The sequence below is a fragment of the Streptomyces sp. NBC_00691 genome (assembly GCF_036226665.1).
GTDB lineage: Bacteria > Actinomycetota > Actinomycetes > Streptomycetales > Streptomycetaceae > Streptomyces.
Map to the genome: position 1 here is coordinate 6,216,586 of NZ_CP109007.1, position 17,451 is coordinate 6,234,036.

19 protein-coding genes and 1 pseudogene are annotated in these 17,451 nt (G+C 69.1%); 4 read left to right on the plus strand and 16 right to left on the minus strand.

Annotated elements, in window-relative coordinates; all coding sequences use genetic code 11:
* The first annotated feature begins 138 nt into the window (after positions 1-138).
* The 3 genes from OG392_RS28080 to OG392_RS28090 all read left to right on the plus strand — a co-directional run bounded on the left by OG392_RS28080 (position 139) and on the right by OG392_RS28090 (position 1,568).
* Complete coding sequence (locus OG392_RS28080) at positions 139-501, plus strand: DUF317 domain-containing protein (protein ID WP_329283935.1); 363 nt, start codon at positions 139-141, stop codon at positions 499-501.
* Between the two features lie 40 nt (positions 502-541).
* Positions 542-817, plus strand: coding sequence for a hypothetical protein (locus OG392_RS28085; protein WP_329283936.1), 276 nt, complete (start codon positions 542-544; stop codon positions 815-817).
* A 73-nt stretch (positions 818-890) separates the two neighbouring features.
* The gene (locus OG392_RS28090) at positions 891-1,568 is read left to right on the plus strand and encodes a DUF317 domain-containing protein (RefSeq protein WP_329283937.1); all 678 of its coding nucleotides are present in this window, start codon (positions 891-893) and stop codon (positions 1,566-1,568) included.
* A gap of 339 nt (positions 1,569-1,907) precedes the next feature.
* Here the strand turns inward: OG392_RS28090 and OG392_RS28095 are convergent, their stop codons facing one another.
* The 9 genes and pseudogenes from OG392_RS28095 to OG392_RS28135 form a co-directional block, all read right to left on the minus strand.
* Entirely contained in the window at positions 1,908-2,603 is a 696-nt protein-coding gene (locus OG392_RS28095; RefSeq protein WP_329283938.1) for a hypothetical protein, read from the minus strand.
* Positions 2,604-2,684: 81 nt separating this feature from the next.
* Positions 2,685-2,918: a hypothetical protein gene (locus OG392_RS28100; RefSeq protein ID WP_329283939.1), complete on the minus strand. Its 234-nt coding sequence runs from the start codon at positions 2,916-2,918 to the stop codon at positions 2,685-2,687.
* Positions 2,919-3,186: 268 nt separating this feature from the next.
* A complete protein-coding gene (locus tag OG392_RS28105; protein WP_329283940.1) occupies positions 3,187-4,896 on the minus strand; it encodes a mobilization protein in 1,710 nt (569 codons plus the stop codon).
* 4 nt (positions 4,897-4,900) lie between these two features.
* Positions 4,901-5,419, minus strand: coding sequence for a plasmid mobilization relaxosome protein MobC (gene mobC, locus OG392_RS28110; protein WP_329287498.1), 519 nt, complete (start codon positions 5,417-5,419; stop codon positions 4,901-4,903).
* 212 nt (positions 5,420-5,631) lie between these two features.
* Complete coding sequence (locus OG392_RS28115; RefSeq protein ID WP_041662999.1) at positions 5,632-5,811, minus strand: hypothetical protein; 180 nt, start codon at positions 5,809-5,811, stop codon at positions 5,632-5,634.
* Positions 5,812-6,547: 736 nt separating this feature from the next.
* A pseudogene (locus OG392_RS28120) lies at positions 6,548-6,995 on the minus strand (DUF2637 domain-containing protein); the annotation flags it as partial.
* Positions 6,992-7,675, minus strand: coding sequence for a WhiB family transcriptional regulator (locus OG392_RS28125; protein ID WP_329283942.1), 684 nt, complete (start codon positions 7,673-7,675; stop codon positions 6,992-6,994). The pseudogene OG392_RS28120 and the gene OG392_RS28125, both read right to left, overlap by 4 nt.
* Positions 7,676-7,793: 118 nt before the next feature.
* Complete coding sequence (locus OG392_RS28130; RefSeq protein ID WP_329283943.1) at positions 7,794-8,546, minus strand: ATP-binding protein; 753 nt, start codon at positions 8,544-8,546, stop codon at positions 7,794-7,796.
* Positions 8,543-9,583, minus strand: a complete 1,041-nt coding sequence (locus tag OG392_RS28135; RefSeq protein WP_329283944.1) for a hypothetical protein — start codon at positions 9,581-9,583, stop codon at positions 8,543-8,545. The genes OG392_RS28130 and OG392_RS28135 overlap by 4 nt, the downstream gene beginning before the upstream one ends.
* A 670-nt stretch (positions 9,584-10,253) precedes the next feature.
* Between OG392_RS28135 and OG392_RS28140 the strand changes: the two genes are divergently transcribed.
* Entirely contained in the window at positions 10,254-11,123 is an 870-nt protein-coding gene (locus OG392_RS28140; protein ID WP_329283945.1) for a helix-turn-helix transcriptional regulator, read from the plus strand.
* Positions 11,124-11,245: 122 nt separating this feature from the next.
* Here the strand turns inward: OG392_RS28140 and OG392_RS28145 are convergent, their stop codons facing one another.
* The 7 genes from OG392_RS28145 to OG392_RS28175 form a co-directional block, all read right to left on the minus strand.
* Entirely contained in the window at positions 11,246-11,875 is a 630-nt protein-coding gene (locus OG392_RS28145) for an HAD-IA family hydrolase (RefSeq protein ID WP_329283946.1), read from the minus strand.
* A 273-nt stretch (positions 11,876-12,148) separates the two neighbouring features.
* A complete protein-coding gene (locus tag OG392_RS28150; protein WP_329283948.1) occupies positions 12,149-13,384 on the minus strand; it encodes an MAB_1171c family putative transporter in 1,236 nt (411 codons plus the stop codon).
* A gap of 122 nt (positions 13,385-13,506) precedes the next feature.
* The gene (locus OG392_RS28155) at positions 13,507-13,917 is read right to left on the minus strand and encodes a hypothetical protein (protein ID WP_329283949.1); all 411 of its coding nucleotides are present in this window, start codon (positions 13,915-13,917) and stop codon (positions 13,507-13,509) included.
* Between the two features lie 618 nt (positions 13,918-14,535).
* The gene (locus OG392_RS28160) at positions 14,536-15,084 is read right to left on the minus strand and encodes an NUDIX hydrolase (protein ID WP_329283950.1); all 549 of its coding nucleotides are present in this window, start codon (positions 15,082-15,084) and stop codon (positions 14,536-14,538) included.
* Positions 15,074-15,439, minus strand: coding sequence for a MazG-like family protein (locus OG392_RS28165; protein ID WP_329283951.1), 366 nt, complete (start codon positions 15,437-15,439; stop codon positions 15,074-15,076). The genes OG392_RS28160 and OG392_RS28165 overlap by 11 nt, the downstream gene beginning before the upstream one ends.
* Positions 15,440-15,454: 15 nt before the next feature.
* Positions 15,455-16,255, minus strand: a complete 801-nt coding sequence (locus OG392_RS28170; RefSeq protein ID WP_329283953.1) for a PIG-L deacetylase family protein — start codon at positions 16,253-16,255, stop codon at positions 15,455-15,457.
* A gap of 29 nt (positions 16,256-16,284) precedes the next feature.
* Entirely contained in the window at positions 16,285-17,448 is a 1,164-nt protein-coding gene (locus OG392_RS28175; protein ID WP_329283954.1) for an NUDIX domain-containing protein, read from the minus strand.
* Positions 17,449-17,451: the final 3 nt, after the last annotated feature.

Genomic DNA, 17,451 nt, shown 5'->3' on the forward strand with positions numbered 1-17,451 from the left:
GGGACGCGTCCAAGGGCCCAATCCGAGAGTTCGCCCCAGGCAGACAGGAAGAAGCGGGGAAGGACTGGTGGACAGCGGTGAAGGGATGTCAACGTGGACCCCTTCCCGAAAATGTCCAGGTCAGAGAGGTGTATGCCCATGACCGTCGATGCCGCGAGGCCAGGTTTCTCCACCACTGTCGCCGACCTGAGGCTGCGGACGTGGCTGCTCGGCCCAGGGCAGCCGGTGGACGTCATCGACCTGTTCACCGACGCCGACTTCAAGGTCGTCGTCGACGACCGCGCCGATGTCCACATCAACTCCCGGGACGGGCGGCTCTACCTCGGCTGGTTTCCCGACGGCCGGCCCGGCACCGACGGAGAGGGCTGGAAGCTCGCCGTCACCGGCACCGCAGATGTGCCTGGCTACTGCGTCTCCTTCCGCAAGGAGACCCCCGCCGCCGTTGTCGCCGCCGCAGTCCGCAGCGTGCTGGCCACGTCCGCCCCCGCTGCCCCTTGCTGACCTAGGGACCCTGTTCCGCTCGATTCTCCAGGAGCTGCTGTTGTCCTCCACCCTCACCGCTCAGGACCTCATCGACCGGCTGTCCGCGGTCGACCCCGACACCCCGGTCTGCCTCGCCATCAACCCCCTCTTCCCGTTCCGCCACGGCATCGCCGACGTGATCGCCGTACAGGACGCGCTCGGCCGTACGACGGTCTACCTGACGGAGAACGGGGATCAGCAGGGCCCCGTCCCGCCAGAGGTCACCGTCGCCGCTGGCTGGCACGAGCCGACCGAAGCCCTCCGCCGCTCGCGCACCGTCATCGCCGCGCAGTAGCCCCACCCCCCATCGCCTGGAGGCGCCCCTGAACCCGAACCACCCCTTCCGCTCCTCCCGCCCGGCCTACTGGGTGCGACCGCGCCACCTGGCCGGAGACGACGACGAACTCGCCGACCGTGTGGCCGTTCCTCTCGTGGACGCCGGCTGGTCGACCTGGACGACGGCCCGCTCCACCCTGCTGCACCTCAGTCCTCGCGGACTCGCCGGGGCCGAGTGGGTGCGCGGCTCTCATGACTTCCTCCTCGGCGACCTTCAGGTCGCCTGGCACGTCTCGGCCCGTCAGCACCCGGCCAGTGCCGTGATGGAGTGGACCGCCTGTTTCACCACCGGTACACCTCCCGAAGCCATCGCCGACTTCCTCCTCGCCGTCGAGGCGCGCACCGACCCGGCCGTCAACTACGACGGCCGTGAGCGCGTCCTCGACGCGCTGTGTGCGCAAGGCTGGGCCCGGGACATCGACACCCCCGACACCCGGGCCTGGGACCCCGGCATGTCCGCGGGCTTCGCCTGGGCCGAACTGCCGGAACTGGTTCGCGATGGCGACCCGCGCCCTGGTCTGCCCGGCTGGCAGGCGTGGGCCGAGCCGGTGATCGGCGATCCGTACCAGTGGACTGCGGTCTTCAGCGCCAGCGCCCCGCACGACCTCGTCGCGGCCTTCGCGACATCGCTCGCCTCGCCCGCCCCGGTGTGGCGCCGCAACCCACCGGAGAGCGCCGCCGGCCGACTCTTCACCACCCCGGCAACCTGACCGGGCCCCGCGACGCCGATCGCGCATCCCCAAGGAGGCTCTCGTGCCACGTCGTCTTCCTCGTCTCACCGCCCACCACCCGGACGGCACCCTCTGCCCGACCACCGGGCCGACGCGACACCTGGTGTCCACGAGCGGCGTGCCCCGCACACCGCAGTGCACTGGTCGTGCTCGATGGCGCGCTGTCTGCGCGTGCGGGTGGACTCACACCGCCACGGCGAAGGTGATCACTGACGGCGAGCGCCGTCGCCACACCTGCGGCTGAGATCCCCGACGGAAACGATGACGGCCCCTGGGCTCCGAATGCGGAGCCGAGGGGCCGTCATCGTTTCGGCTCGGTCAGCCTCGAGCCTTGTCGACCGCACGGGTCAGATGCGTATCGACCAGGGCGGGGGACCCGGACAGGACGACGAGGACGGAACCGGAGCGCACGGCGGTCTGCTTCATCACGGTGTCGCGCCCGCCCGCGGTGAAGGTGAGCAGCTGGCTCCAGGCTTCGTCGCCGAGAGCGGGAGCGGGCAGTTTCTGGGTCGCGACGGCGATCGGGGCGTCGCCCACGACGACCTGGTACAGCGGGCATCCCGTCATGGCCTCGAACACGGTCCTGGTGTTCGGGCCCAGCTTGTCGACGGTGTCGCTGTAGAGCTCCTCGGCCACCTCGGAGCCCGAGCCACGTGCGTAGGAGAACGTGACCTCCGCGCTGTTGGGGAAGTCCAGCTCTCCGCCGGCGGCGCCGTTGCCGCCGAGCTTCTCCAGCGCCGGGCAGCCGATCACGGTGACATCGTCACGTTCGCTGTTGCCGGACTTCGCCTGGCGCGTGTAGCCCTGGCCGAGGTCGGATTCCTCGAGCAGCCGCGCAGTGAGAGCCGCCGAGGTGAGCGGGCCTGCGGCAGGTTCCGTGGTGTGAGTCGGCTTCGCTGTGGCGGCCGGTGCTGCATCGGAGGGAGCGGATGTGGAGCTGTCGTTCCCGCAGCCCGTAACGGCGAGGGTGACGAGGGCGGTGAGGGACAGAGCAGCGGAGGCACGACGGTGCACGGTGGGTCCTTCGGTGGTCGGGGGTCTGACGGCGCCGGGCCCGAAGCGGGCTCTCCTCCGGCGGGATCGTACGGGGGTGGGTTAGTGGCCGAGGTCCCGCAGGCCGTCGTCGTAGGTGTCGTGCCGCTGGGTGACCGGCCCGCTGTGCCGGTCGTACCAGGCGGTGTCGAGGCCGGGTTCGTGCTGCTCGTGGCCGGCGGGGCAGCGCAGCCACACCTCGTCGCGGATGCTGATCACGACCCAGCCGCGGTAGGACCCGCACGTCCCGCAGGCCCGCACGTCACCGTCGACGACCAAGGGGTGGGGGTGCGTCATCAGGAGCCCCTCCACCTCCTGGCGCACTACAGCAGGTGCGTTGAGTGGGGGGTCGACGTGCGTCGTGCTCACGTCCTCCGCCCACTTCCACGCTCCTCGCTGCTGACGACTCACACGCCTGCGTCCGAACATGTCTCCCCCTCCTACGGCGTTCGTCGGACGGCGATAGTGCCGCGCAGCGCCAGGCTGCTTCAACTCTGGATATGCCAATGTCATGTCCACCACGGCGGGCCTTGCCTGCTGCTCGCCGTGGTGGAGGGCTGACCATCTACCGGCGCCGACGGTCGCGCTGTTCCCTGTCCTGAGCCGTTCCTTTGAACGGCGTCTTGCCCAGCCGGGCAGCGCCTGGCATGCCGGTCGCGTCGGCGGGGAGCCCCGCAGTGCGGCGCAGGCGCCAGACGAGGACATCGCTGACCGACTCGGCTGTGCCCAGCTCGCGGCGGCCGGCAGCGTCGGCGAGCAGGGCACCGGGGTCATGGCCCGCGGCCTCGGCCTCGGCGAGCGTGGCCGCCAGGGCGTACCAGCCCTCCTCGGTGAGGATGTGCTCGGCGAGGTGGGGGACCGCCTCGCGCAGGACGGCGGTCTGCCGCAGGAGCAGGGGACGGGAGAGGCGTCGGCCTCGCTGATGGAGCACGGCGAGCGGGTGGCCAGCGGCGGCGCGGTAGGCGGCGCGAAGGTGCTCGGCGGCCTGCTGGGCGGCGTCGGCCTGCTGCGCGTGGCCCTTCCTTGAGTGCCAGTGTGCAGCAGCGGTGACCAGGAAGAACAGCATGTCGATCGCCATGGCCGTACTCGCGCCGTCTTCGCCGCGTCCGAGGGCCGGCCCGCCGCGAACGAGATCGCGGGCGGCCTGACGCAGGGCGCGGTCGTGGCCTCGTACGGTGCGGATGTGTGAGCGGGAAGCACGCTCGAACGCTGAGGCCGCTTCGTGCAGTTCGCGCCGCGTGTGTGCGGCGGACGTCTTCGCGAGGGCGTCGAGGACTTCGCCGGCCGCGGCGATGTGCGCGGCGGCGAGGCCGTCCTCGCCATGCTCGACAACCAGGACGGCCTGCCAGGCGACGGTCGCCGTGTCCCGCCGGGCCGTGGCAGGGGCAGCAGGAACCGGACGCAGCGGCTGGACCGAGCCTCCGTCCTGGGCGGCGGTGTCCGCGGACCAGCGCTCACGGATGCGGGGCAGGGAGAGGTCGGGAGCGAGGCGGGCGCCGGGGTAGTACACGGGCTCACCGTCCTTGTTGCGGTCGTCGGGCAGCGCGACCTTGTAGCCCAGGAGGTCACCGGAAGGGGCCACGCGTGTCTTCACCAGGAGGCCGGCGGCGGCAAGGCGGCCGAAGAACTCGTCCTCGCTGACCGCGCCGGCCACGGCTCGGCGTACGGTCTCGCGCAGCTCCTCGCGGGCAGTACGCTCGCGGCCCTGGCGCACGGCCTTGTGCCGCTCGGCGCTGGTGGGACGCTGGGCGGCCGTGCCGTCACCTGGCTTGAGTCGGCGCAGCCCGAGTTCCTGTTCCAGGAGGCGGGCCTCGGCCTGGACGCGGACGGCGTCGCGGTCGAGGTCGGGCCGGTAGCCGTCCTCGCGGGCGAGGGTGGCGAGGATGTGGATGTGGTCGTCGGCGTGCCGGACGGCGACCCAGCGGCAGCCCGCGCCCTGGTCGGGGTCGTCGATGCCTGCGGCGGCGACCATGCGCCGGGCGATGTCGCCCCACTCCGCGTCGGAAAGGATCCGGTCGGTGGGGCCGTTGCGGACGGACAGGTGCCACACGTGCGGTCGTGCCCTCTGGGCGTCGGTGAGGAGGGCGAGGGGCTGGTCGAGGAGCTGCTGGAGTTCCTTGTACGTGGACTCGCCGTCGCGGCCGGGGTCAGGAGCGGCGTGGTCCCAGGAGGCCACGAGGTGCGGGTCGACGTGTTCCTCGGCCTTGCCCGGTCCGTACAGGTAGTAGAGCAGGCCGATGGTGCGCTTCCCGCGCTTGTGGATCTTCGGGACCATGTTCCTAGCGGCTTTCGAGGAGCTTGTCGGTGGCGGCCTGGACGCGCTCGGTCGCCCGGCGGACGGCGTTGAGCACCGCGTCGAGCTGAGCGTCCGCCGGGCGGTCGCCCAGGTTGATGGCCCTTGCTATCTGGTTGACGTTGTTGCCGACCTGCCCGAGGTGCCGGCGGGCCGCGAAGACTTCCGCGATCAGCTCGCGCTCGCCTGCGATCGACGCGGCGGCAAACTCCGGATTGCGGGCGGCGGCGAGGCCGGCACGGGCGAGGAAGGCGGGAAGGCTCGTACGAGCGGCAGCGGCGGCGTCGGCGAGCTGCTGCTTCTCGATGTCGTTGAGACGGACGCTGCATACGTAGGCGCGCTTGTCAGGGGTGGTCTTGGGTGAGCGCTTGCGCGAAGTGGTCTTCGTGGCACGGCGCTTGCGGCGAGGCTCGAGCTTCTCCGGCTGCGATCCGCCCTCGGTCGCCGCCCCGTGGTCCAGCACCCCCCGGTGCTGGACCACCCCCGCCCCCTGCGGGGCGGGCATGGCCAAGACGCGCTTCCCCGACGGGGAAGAGTGTCTTGGCCGATAACTTGCTTCGTCTGGTGATGAGTTGGTCCTCGGCTGGCTGGCCGAGGGGAGGGGCGGTTCCTGCGAGTCCGGCATGATCTCTGCGTTCTTGAGTCAGGGAGGAAGCGGGACCGCTCCGGACAGAATCCGGAGCGGTGGGGGTCATTGGCAGTCCTGCCGGCGCGGGACTACCCGCATTCGAGGCACCGGGCGACGTGCCCGGACAGGTCCCGTGCCATTCGGTGCTTGCTGCTCTTGGCCAGCCCCGCGCTGCCCCTGGTGGTCGAGCGAGCAGCGTGGTTGAGCAGGTAGGTGGTCTCCTGCTCGTACTTGGCCCGGATGCGGGCGAACTTCGGGCATGTATTCATCGGGTGCTCCTAGCAGCGGCGGGCTGTGGTGTCCTCAGGCGGGCCAGAATCGGGGTCAGCCGCTCGTTTCGGATCGGGATCGCGTGTTCGCGCATGATTCCCCGGAGCTGTACGCGGGTGACCGCTTCATTGCCGTCCCGCGCCAGGGCGTCCGGGACGTGGGGCCGGATCAGGTCGACGATCTCGTCGTCGGTCAGCTTGGGGCGTCGCCCTCCTGGTCCCGGTGACGCCCCCTGGCCGCCCCCCGTCCCGGTGTCGGTCCCGGTCCCGTCCCCGGTCCCGTCCCCGCTCTCGGCGTCGGTCCCGGTCCCGTCCCCGGTGTCGGAGTCGGTCCCCGTCCCGGTCTTGGCCTCGGCTCCCGTCCCGTCCCCGTCCCCGGTCCCGGTCCCCGTCCCGGAGTCGGTGTCGGTCGCGGTCCCGTCCCCTGTCGCGGTCGCGGTCGCGGTCTCGGCGTCGGTCCCGGTCTTGGCCTCGGTGTCGGCTCCCGTCCCGTCCCCGGTCCCGGTCCCAGTCCCGGTGTCGGAGTCGGTCCCGGTCCCCGTCCCGGTCGCGGTCGCGGAGTGGGTCCCGGTCCCCGTCCCGGAGTCGGTCCCGGTGTCGGTCGCGGTGCCCGTCCCGGCTGCGGTCCCGGAGTCGGTCCCCGCCCCGGTCCCGGTCTCGACGTCGGTCCCGGTGTCGGTCCCGGTCTCGACGTCGGTCCCGGTCTCCGAGGCCGCCCCGCCATTACCGCTGTCCGGCGGCGCGACGAGTTGGTGGATCTGCCGCATGAGGACTCCGAAGGCCAGTAGGGCAGCGGTCGGCGGGACAGCGGCGACGATGTAGTCGAGCACCGGGATCGCCCCCTCGCTGCCACCGCGGACGCCGGCCACATTAAGGGCGATGGAGCCCACAGACCCGGTGACCGTGAGGCCGATGGCCCACCAGTCCGTGACCCGTCTCAGCCCTGCCCGCAGCATGAGCAGCTCGCCGGTCACGATGAAGGCATCCACCGTCCCCGGCCACGCCCACTGCCGAGCACGGGCGTTGCCCAGTCCGTGCTGGCCGGCGACTTCGGCCAGGTGAGCGTAGGACAGCCAGAAGGATGCGATCGTCAGGGCCAGGATGACGGCGCCTGCGGCGATCAGGACGTACCGCTCAGCCGCCCTCTGCGCGGGGCGGCTGACCGGGTCGTGAGGGTGAGTCATGCTGCCTTTCGGAAGGTGTCGAGGATGACGGGGGCGTGGACGTGCCGGTCCACCGGGACCACTTCGTCGCTGGGGCGACCGGTGTCGGGGCTGTCCGCGTCCTGGACGCTGGTCAGGGGCGGTTCCGCCGCGCTCGACTCGTCTCCCTGGGCGTCGGCGGCCGGGGCGGGGTCAGCGTGCACGTTGTGCCGGTCGCGGTCCTCGATGGCGCGGGCTTCCTCGCTCATCACGTCGCGGGCCCACTCGACCGTGACGCCCAGGACGTGGGCCAGGCGGGTCGTGCTCCAGCCCCGGGCGCAGGCATACCGAACGACCGCCTTGCGCTCCACACTGCTGAGGTGGACATCCCGCCCGTTGATCGCGGCGCGCACCCGGGCGTAGTCGAGGCGGTTGTCCAGCTTCTTGCGCCACGCGGCGCGTTCCTTGAGGGTCAGGCCGCCCCACATGCCGTGCTCGACCTTGTTCTCCAGCGAAAAGTTGAGGCAGTCCCGCTGCACAGGGCAGGCCGCGCAGATCTGCTTGGCCTGCTGGCGGTCGCGGAAGTTGCGGGGGCCGTGGAAGAACAGCCGGTCGGCTTCCTTGGGGTTGATCCCGTAGCAGGCGGCGCGGGAGTGCCAGCTGTGGTCGGCGATCGAGCGGATGGTCGGCTGCGGACCGGTGTTGGTGGTGATGTAGCGCATCAGGGTGTCTTTCGGGTGCGCCTCGGCCTCCCTCGACGCCGCGTGGCGGCGGAGGGGCAGGGGTGAGGCGGAGGGATGGGCCCGGCTGCGGCGGCGGGCCGAGGAGAGGAGGCGCGTGTCAGCGCCGGAAGCGGCGGTCGGGGCCGGTGAAGCGGACCGGGGTGCACATGCCGGACATACGGCTCAGCACGCGGTCGCCGACCAGGTCACGCAGGACCGGCTGGCTGGGCGAGTCGGCCAGGTCGCGGACCGGCGGCAGGTTCGTGGTGAAGATCGTCGGCAGCTGGTTCTGGCAGCGCCAGTTCACCAGCCGGAAGAGGACCTCCTCGGTCCACGCCGAGGTCTTCGCCGCGCCGACGTCGTCCAGGAGCAGCAGCGGCACCCGGACGATCCGGCGGAGCTGGTGCTCCAGGTCCACGCCAGCCTGCGGGCGGGTATCGCCGTACAGGTCGGCGGCGGTCGTCGCGTGCCAGGAAACCCCGCACCCGGAGGCGGTCAGGGCCCGGATCGCGGCGTACGCCTGGTGCGTCTTGCCGGTTCCGACGTTCCCCCAGAGCAGCAGCGACGGCCCGTGCATGATCCGTCGGCGTCCGGCAGTGCCGAACTGCGGGTTCAGTCCGCTGGCGGACGGGGCGACCGCACCGTCGGAGACCTTCCGCGCCCAGGCTGCGACATCGGGGTGCTCCACCAGGGCTTCGCGGTAGGCGACCGGGATGCGCAGCTGGGCGGCCTCCAGGGCCGGGATCGACTCCGGGGTGTCCGGCAGCTCTGCGGCGGGGTTGATCCCGCGCTCGGAGAGCTTGGCCTCCAGGCGGGCTCGCAGGCGCTCAGGCACCGGCGGCTGTGGGTCGTCGAGGCGGTAGCGGGTCACAGTCGGCCTCCGAATCCGGTCGGCTCGGACGTGGGGTCGAGGTAGGGCAGGTGGCTGGCGGTGGCCCAGGGCCCCGCGCCGGAGGCGCCGACTGCGGCCGGAGACCGTGCGGCGTTCAGTGCCTCGTTGACCAGGCTCGGCAGCACGCTCCCGTGCAGGCCCTTGAGGCGCAGCCGCTTCAGGGCGCTCCGGATGACCTCCGGGTCGAAGCCCTCGTCCAGCAGGAGCTTCACCTGGCGACCGACCAGCCCCACGACGTCCCTCGGAGGCTTGTGTGCGGACTCCCGCACATACTCGGCCACCAGGGCCTTGGCCGAGGTGCCCGCCGGGCTGGTCTGCGGTGCGGGGGCCTCGCCCCCCTTGGGGAAGGATCCAGGATCCAGGATCCTAGATCCAGCCGCTTCACCCTCGCGAGGCTTCGCCGAATCGTTCACGAATCCCTCCTGACCTGCGGGTTCGTCGGACGGTGCCGAGTCGGCCCGGGCAGGCTGCCCGCTGTTGCTCACCCGCACCTGCCCGCCGCTCACGGCCTCCTCCGAGATGGCCGTGAGCGGCGTGGGCGTGGCGGAATCCTGCGTATCGAGCATTCGACGAGGTTGCGGAGAAGTGCGCGGGAGGGTGGTGAGCGAGCTGTGGGTGGGCCCGGCCGTCGGGCAGGCGTCCTTCGTGCAGGCGCCGCACTTCTGATGGCCCTGGTGAGCCGGGCACCGCGGGCGTCGCGAGGCGGAGGGTCGGTCGATCTTCTGGTGCTTCTCCCACGTCACCACATGGAGGTAGGAGTGCCCGTCACAGCCGGTGTAGCGGCAGATCAGGCCGGCCTCGGCGAGCTGCTCAAGGTCGATGGCCACGTTCGCCGGTGTGTGGTCGGCGCGCAGGGCCCAGAGCCGTCCCGCGATGATCGCGGGGTGGTCGCGGAAGCGGCCGGAGTCGTCCGCCTGGGTGAGCAGGCCGAAGAAGGTGACCATCGCGGTGACACCGACCGCGGCGAGGTCCTCGGACTCGAACGCCTCGGGCTTGATGGTGCGGATGCGGGCCATCAGGCAGCACCCCCGCGGGCGGGGTTGCGAGTGGGGGCCGTTGCCTCGTGGGCCGAGGGACTTGGTCTTTTGCGCTGGGCAGCAGACATGCGACAATCTCCTGTGCAGTGAAGCCGCACCGGCGGTCCCGTGAGAAGGATCGGTGCGGATGAAGGTGATCTCCGCCCTTGCCTGGGCGGGAGCATCGTGAGCGTCCGGCGTCTGAGAGTTGCCTCTCTCAGGCGCCGTCGCTGTTTCTGCCGTCTATCCGGTGCTGTGGCTGCCGCTGTTCATCAGGTCCCCCTCCGTTCCCCCCTGGGCCGGGCGGGCTGCCCGGCGAGCGACGACGAACATACGAGGACGTTGCCGAAAGGTCTAGACATAGCTCTACAACCTCGTACAAGTTCCCGTGAGGCCCCGCCAACCGGCTGGCGTCCATGGAGCGCCGGATCGGCGCCCCCGCCTTCGGCAACGACTTCGTATCGGTGCCGATGGCGCGTTGCGCACACGGCGACGCAGAAGCAACATGCATGGAGGGTCCTCCCCGGGGGCTGGCACCATGAAAGGGCGAGGCCCGGCCACCAGGTGCGATACGGAAACTTACGCCAGTTTCCCAGATGCATCAAGCCTGGCTTACAGTAGGCCCAGAGGCCGCACCCACCGGCCGTATCGCGACCCTGCAGGAGTTCACGTGCCCCCTCGTCAGTTCGACGGCAGACGCCTCCGTGCTGCCCGGCGGGCTAAAGAGCTCAGCCAGAAGGATGTGGGCGCGGCTGTAGGCGTCAAGGGGCCGGCTGTCTCGCGGTGGGAGGACAACCAGGAATTCCCCAAGGGCGAGAAGCTCCCTGCGCTTGCCAAGGCTGTCGGCGAGCAGCTTGACGATCTCTTCCCTAATGACGGTCCGGCGGACCTTCAGCTGCTTCGCTGCGACGCTGGCCTCAGCATCGCGCAGGCCGCTGAGGTCATCAGCGCGAGCCGAGTTCCGGTGAGCAACGCCGAGAGCGGCCGGCGCAGGCTGAATGATGCGTACGTGCAGCCGCTCGCGCAGGCATACGGCGTGACCGAGGAGGAGCTGCTCGCGGCCCAGGAGGTGAGTTTCGGGCTGCGTCCGGAGAGCTCGCACAACGGCCCGGCCGCGCCGCGGACGGTGGGGGAAAAGATCAACTATCTCGTGCGGCACGGCTACTTTGGACAGGAAGCGCCCTCCGACGAGGAGATCGCGCGACGGGTCAACGAGTACGCCGGGACGGCTGTCACAACCGACGGCATCGTCGGCCTTCGCGCGGGTGCGACGACCGAGGCTTCCGACGCTGTGCGCGCCGGCCTTGCCCACGCCCTCCAGGTCCCTCTTCGCCTCTTCCAGGACGATGCAGAGCTCGGCCGCGATGAGCGCCAGATTCTGGAGTCGCTGGTGTTTCTCGGCTCGATCAGCCGAGGGCAGATCCTGGGCCTGGCCGCCCGCGGCAACGGAGAGGGCCTGTCCGTCGAGATGATGGCCAAGATCAACGAGGTGGTCGGAGAACTGCGGCACAAGCTGCCAGAGGCCCCGAACGGGGCGTAGGGCCCCTTGCGACTGGGTCTCGCGAGCTGGAGACCGAGGTGCTCTGAAACGCGAAGGACTCTGGCCCCCTGCAGGGGGCCAGAGTCCTTCGCGTTTCAGGCTATGCCAGGCAGGCTGGTGGATCAGGCCGCGGCGAGGTTCACGCCGAACAGCTCGGAAAGGGCGGCCACCGTCTGCTTGGGGTCCTCGTTGTGCACGCCCGTAATGCCCAGTTTCTCTGCTGCCTCGGTGTAGGCGACCGTGTCGTCTACGAAGACGCACTCGTCGGCGGGCAGGTCCATGAGCTTGAGGGTGATCTCGAACAGCTCGGGGTCGGGCTTGCGCAGCAGATGGTGCTCGGAGATCACGACGACGTCGTAGAGTCGGTCAAGCTCGTAGCCGTCGTACAGGTCCCACGGGGCGAGCCCCACGCTGTTCGACAGGATGCTCACCTTGATCCCTGCCCGCCTCGCTGCAGCAGCCGCGTCGATCAGCAGAGGCTCGGGGCGGAGGTCTCCGAAAATCCGGCCCATGAGGTTCTCGGGGGAGACGCCGAGCATCTTGCCGGCGAACTCATTCCACTCGGTCTGAGAGACCGCTCCACGCTCCAGGTCACTGGTGATCCGGACGCCTTCGTCGTCCTTGTAGAGCGCTGCGAGGCAGGCGCCCTGCGGCAGGCCCTCGCGCCGCTCGAAAGCCAGCACTGCGGGCAGCAGCGGGGTGGTGAGAACGCCTCCGAAATCGAGGATGAGGCCCTTGGGGCGGTTGGACATGCGAGAACTCCAGGTTTGCTGAGATTTCGGACGCCCATCCGGACCGGATAGGGTCGCGGCCCGGCTACGTGTGGCGACGGGAGGAGGAGTGCGTCGCAGGCCGGAGTGCATTTGCGGGGTGGAGGAAGAGCCATCCAGTCCCCATCAACCACGGTACCAGTCGTGTTCACGGGGGCGCGGGTGCGAAATCTCACCCGCCAGGACGGGAATTTGTACCCCCCCCATGGCCGCGCGTCACCCACGGCGAGTAGTGCGTGCGCCCGTGGAAGTGGCTTATGGGCGCGGATCCGCTTCAGCCGCGATCGACCTCCGGAGAAGATCTTGTGCTTGTTCCGGGGTGACGTGTGAATAGGCCGTGCTGACTCGCGCCAACCACGCCGCCTCGCCGTCGGTGTCGACGAACGGCTTTTCACTCAGGGCGGCAGCCGCGTACGTGTTTGCCGGCGTCGACTCGGCGGCCTGCAGGGCGGCCTTGATCCAGTAAGCCTCTGCTGCCAGCTCGGGGTCTGGATGTGAGGCAGTGACATCCTCTGCGGCGAACATCAAATCGCGCGGTGCGTAGTAGCGCAGCCTCTCGCACGCGTCAGCAATATCCTGCGTCCACCGGTCCAGGCGGACTTCGATGGGAACCCGGACGTGTCTGAGTTCTGAGAGTCGGCGACCTGGAGGGTAGAGGCTGGTCCCCGGAAATGCCTGCACCAGGTCAAACCAAAGCGGATAGATCTTGTACAGGGTGCGCCAAGTTTTCCAACGTGCCACCGCCGCGCGGGTTGTCGGAATACTCGCCCCGATGGCGACGATCAGGAAGAGAAGGTTCATCCACATTGACGTCGCGTCGACGAGCAGTCGCATTGTGGAAGGGCTCAGCGGGAACGCGACATCAGCCCAGAGCATCGTGATGCGGGCCGTCGTGTGGGTCAGCCCCATCCACATGGCTACGCCCATCAAGCTCAGTCCGATTCGCATGCTGGTGCACTCGGCCTGCCGTGCTGCTCTCGTCCACTGATAGCCGCAAACAGCCGTCGTGACGAGAGGGAAGAAATAGAACACGGTCATGTAGACCGCTGTGCCCCATTGCCCAGCGTGATCGATCAGGAAGTTCTCGCTCGGCTTTTCGCGCTCCACGACGGTGAAGAAGAGGACCGTCAGCAGTGTGACGCCCACCGCTCCCGCCCTGTAGGAGGCCCGGGCTATCCAGCGGGAGACGGCCACGTGCCGCGGCACCACTGCCTCTGCGCTCTTCCCGTAGCTGGTAGCGACGTACGTCAGAGCGGCGATGATTGCCGCCGTGCTGGCGAAGTGCCGGAGCAGGGCGCTGAGGTCCACGACCGGGATGCGATCCACAGCATCCATCGCCGCCGGCGTGTAAAGCCATAGCGCTACAGCGAATCCCGCGTAGCCACCCCAGAGGGCTCGTCGGTGAGCGTCTCCGTATCGCACCGCGGGGAAACGCCACACGGCGATGATGGTCATCACTGCCGCAGTCAGGTATTTGAAGTAGTCGAACACGGAACCAGGGGGGTATGCGGTCGAGTCTCGCACCGACCAAGTCGGCTCTTCTCGTCCTTGTTTCCGGCAGGTGGATGGTGTGGTCGTGTGAAGTTCCTGGAGCTGGCGGAGCCGGAAACTTACTAGCGGTTAGGGCGACGTCGTGGTGGGGCGACCGGGTGGGCGAGCGAATGCTCAAGAAGACTGACCATGTCATCTCCCGTGACCGACAGCCTCCGCCCCAACCGCTTTATCAAAGAGGCCGAAAGCTCGGCCTGCTTTTCCTCGAGGCTGTCGAAATCGACGCGACCCTGGACCAGCGCTCCAGGGAAACGGCGGAGCACTTCCTCGCGAATCCGCTTAGGGACGTACTTCTTGACCTGCTCATCCGTCAAGGATGTGCCGTGGTCCAGCCATTCGTGCGAGAGCTCGTGAAGGATGATGTGTACGGTCTGATTGCGACTTGAGCGGCGGCGGTAAAGGATCAGCGTGAAGCCCGGCGCCTTGACTCGAAGGCCGCATGCCGTACCTAGGCCGCCATCCCGATCGTCCATCGGTATAAGTCGAATCTGACGCCCTAGTGCTTCCTCCATGTTTCGTACCAGCGCCTCAACGCTGAAAGGGGAGGGGATGGGGAGATCGGCGAGTAGCCTTTCGCATTCCTTCACGAGGGCGCGCCGCGAGGGGTCTCTACGCCAAGCGAATAGCCCCTCGTGTTCCCTCGCGAGGGCGCGTCGCAAAAAGTCCCTACGCCAACGCATGGTTGCTCCATTGATGCCACTGAGGTGATTACTGTCAGCCTCGTCCCGCTTACTTCCACGCGAGGCGCTAGTAGCCAGGAGCCTGTGGGGGTGGGCGGCGGTCAACCGTCGCACCCTGGTCTTCCCTAATCGTACAAGCAGGTAACCGTGATCCATATGGGGGCAGCGTGTTGTGAAGGTCACCTAAGGGTCAGAGTCTCGCAATCTGGAATTCCAAGATCGAATTTCAGGGCGAGTGCCTCAATTGATCTTTGACTTGTTCCAGTGGTTCATGAGCGCCCCCGGAGCGGTTACGCCGCCTTGGGATCGTTAGCGGCCAGGCTGCGGTACAGCTCGTCGATCGCGCCGTGCCGGTCGAGTGTGCTGTGCATCGGCTGCCTCCCTGTACGGGTCGAGGCGAAGGGCTGGGGGTCAAGCCTCCAGGAGCCCGAGCAGCGCGCCCTGCCCGGACTGGAGCACGTGCGCGCTCTCCAACTTGATCCAGAAGCACTCGAGCCGGGTCGGCTCCTGCTCGCCGTCGTGGTCCTCCTGGCTTGGCCACCGCTCGGGGGTCGGCTCGGCCACCTCCAGGTGGAAGACGTGCCGCTCCTGGATCTCGGCCCGGTACGGGCCCATGTCGTACGTGGTGACGCCAAGCTTGCGCACAATCTTGAAGTCCTGCAGGCCGGTCTCCTCACGGGCCTCGCGCAGCGCCGCTGCCTCGGGCGCCTCGCCCTGGCGGATGCTGCCAGCCGGGACCTGGACGCCGACCTCCTCCCAAGGGAAGTCGACGTGGCGGTGGACCAGCAGCATGCCGCCGCGGACGACGTAACACGGCGCCTTGCTTTTGGTGATCTTCTCGGACGTGGGGGTCTCCTCGGGAGTCGTCGTTCCCGCCTTCCGCCAGGTACGGACAGCCGGAGGCGTCGAGAGTTCCTGGCCCTGAGCGCTGGCGGTCCGCCTCCGCCGTTCACGCCTCATCGACGGGTCCTGTGCTGGACTCATCGCCCATGGCGAGGAACTTCGCGGCCTTCTGGGCGAGCAGGGCTTCGAAGAAGGCCGGCGCCTTGTCACCGAGCATCCGCTGCAGTGTGACCAAGCTGGTGATCGCAGTATCGCCGACCTCCTCTTGGACGTCTTGCCACGTGTGGCTTCGCCCCTTCCGGGGGTTTGTGGCCCACGTACCGATCACAGCCTGGGCTGACTCGCCGACCTCCTCGGAGAGTTTGAGGACCTGCAGAGTCCACTGCTGCTCTGCGGGGATTCCGCGTGCGGTATCGAGCCGGGTGAAGAGCTCGGCCAGCCGGCCGATGGTCTCCCACGGGACGGTGCTCAATCCAGACTCCTCGGTCTAAACGGTCAGTGCTGACAACGGAGTCACCGCCGGCCCGGCGGAGAGGCGGGTGAAGTACTCGGTCTGGATGATCGACTCCCGCTCCGCGGCCGAGAGGCGCGAGAGGATACCCGGCAGGGGACGCTCCTTGGCGACTTCGCTCCTGTGGGCGAGGATGGCGCGCTCCTTCTGGACGAGCCAGGGGGTGACGTCGACAGCGGCGGTGATGTGCGCGTCCGGAACGGTCAGCGTCCTCTTGCCGACCTGCTGCAGACGCCTGCTGAGCACGACGGCGCCCGAGTCTGGATGCGTGGCTGCGTACAGGGCCTGAGGGCGCCAAGGCGCCCCCGCGTCGGGGTAGCGATATTCGAGGCCGGCGGCGTGGACAGCGAGCACGGTGGCCTCATGCGTGCGGAGGTGAGCGGGATGACCAGTCATCTGGCCATACGCGTCGTGGGTGACGACGACTTGAGGACGCACGGCACGGATGTGTTCGACGATCCCCTTCACCACGTCATCCATCGGTACTTCGCACAACCGGGGACGACCAGGTGCGGAGTCGGGGATGCGGTCGTCGGCGAACCCGAGCAGCCTGGGCGTCCCCGCGCCCAGGATCGCGAGTGCGTCGGCCAGTTCTCCCGCACGGTGGGTGCCGGACGCCCAGGTCGCAGTGACCACTGCGGTCGCTGCACCTGCGGCGGCATGCTGGGCGAGGACGCCGCCGGCCAGGAGCGCCTCGTCGTCGGGGTGGGCGAAGACACCGAGGAGAGAGGGGAGGAACGAGGCTGGAGAAGTAGGGGACACGGTGGCACCTTCCAAGCGGACACGGTTGGAGGAAGTTCGAAGGTCTACGCGTGCTCAGTCATGTCGTAGCGCTGGAACTGAGCGGGCGGATGGTCGAGTGGGAGGGTCGGATTCCACGCCGCCAGACACTGGGAAGACGGAACGAACAGAGGCTGAGGCAGAGCGTCTTGGGGCCAGAAGCGCCACGATCCGATGGTGTCCTCACACTGCTGCGGGGCTCCCGACCAGCGAGAGAGGAGGACCGGCACCGTCATGCGGACGATATCGCCGACGCGGTCGAGGAGCGTGCCCAGCACTCGTGCGTCGGTGGGCTCTGCGACGAGACCGGCTTCCTCGGCGAGTTCCCGTACCGCGGCCTCGGCGAAGGTCTCTCCCGGCTCCACGGTGCCGCCGGGGAGCTCCCAGGTGCCAAGGCGGTGTTTCCCCAGTAGTAGACCGCTCGGGCCATGCACGATCACTCCCACCCCTGCGGCGGCGTGCGGCGAGGGCGGGTTGTTCGAGCGGGGACGGCTCGGCACCCGTTCCGGGCGGCGGGCCGTGTAGAGCCGGTACGACAGCGGCTGGCCGGCGTGTGGGGAGTCGATCGTCGTGACCGTCTCCACGACGAGGCCGTGGTCGACGAGAAGGTCCTCCCACAGCTGGGGTTCGAGGACCCACATGTGCATCTGGTGCTCGATGTCCGTGCCGGGCAGCCGCAGGACCTCGGGACGTGCGGTGACGGAGTCGGACGGCCCGGCTCCGGCCGAGTTGGTGTGCAGGGCGGTGAACAGCAGTCTTCCGCCTGGCTTGAGGCCGGTTGCCAAGGCGGGCAGAAGGCGGTGCGGATCCAGGAAGGGGACGCCGCTGACGGAGTAGATGAGGTCGTACGGGGCGGCTTGCCGCAGGTGGTCGACCGCGTCGGCGCACACCAGGTGCAGGCCGGGGGCGTCGGGGTAGCGGGCGAGGGCGCGCTGGTGCTGGGTGGGGGAGGCGTCGACGGCGGTGACGTCGGCGCCGAGGGCGGCCAGGTGAGCTGCGTGTCGGCCAACTCCGGATCCCAGGTCCAGAACGCGCAGGCCGGAGACCTCGCCGAGCACGCTGATTCCGGGCCCGGCCTGCGACATATCCCAGGCCCATGCGCCCAGCTCCGGCAGGTCGAACGAGCGGCCGAGCTGATGACGGCCGTAGAGGGTCCAGATCTCGCCGATTTCCTTCTCGACGTCCAGCACGAT

What these genes read in the sequence shown, in the direction of transcription:
- OG392_RS28105 (WP_329283940.1), bottom strand. Translation starts at nt 4,896, where the DNA reads ATGGTCCCGAAGATCCACAAGCGCGGGAAGCGCACCATCGGCCTGCTC.
- OG392_RS28135 (WP_329283944.1), bottom strand. Translation starts at nt 9,583, where the DNA reads ATGGCCCGCATCCGCACCATCAAGCCCGAGGCGTTCGAGTCCGAGGAC.
- OG392_RS28155 (WP_329283949.1), bottom strand. Translation starts at nt 13,917, where the DNA reads ATGGACGATCGGGATGGCGGCCTAGGTACGGCATGCGGCCTTCGAGTC.
- OG392_RS28145 (WP_329283946.1), bottom strand. Translation starts at nt 11,875, where the DNA reads ATGTCCAACCGCCCCAAGGGCCTCATCCTCGATTTCGGAGGCGTTCTC.
- OG392_RS28100 (WP_329283939.1), bottom strand. Translation starts at nt 2,918, where the DNA reads ATGACGCACCCCCACCCCTTGGTCGTCGACGGTGACGTGCGGGCCTGC.
- OG392_RS28160 (WP_329283950.1), bottom strand. Translation starts at nt 15,084, where the DNA reads ATGAGGCGTGAACGGCGGAGGCGGACCGCCAGCGCTCAGGGCCAGGAA.
- OG392_RS28080 (WP_329283935.1), top strand. Translation starts at nt 139, where the DNA reads ATGACCGTCGATGCCGCGAGGCCAGGTTTCTCCACCACTGTCGCCGAC.
- OG392_RS28125 (WP_329283942.1), bottom strand. Translation starts at nt 7,675, where the DNA reads ATGCGCTACATCACCACCAACACCGGTCCGCAGCCGACCATCCGCTCG.
- OG392_RS28115 (WP_041662999.1), bottom strand. Translation starts at nt 5,811, where the DNA reads ATGAATACATGCCCGAAGTTCGCCCGCATCCGGGCCAAGTACGAGCAG.
- mobC (WP_329287498.1), bottom strand. Translation starts at nt 5,419, where the DNA reads ATGCCCGCCCCGCAGGGGGCGGGGGTGGTCCAGCACCGGGGGGTGCTG.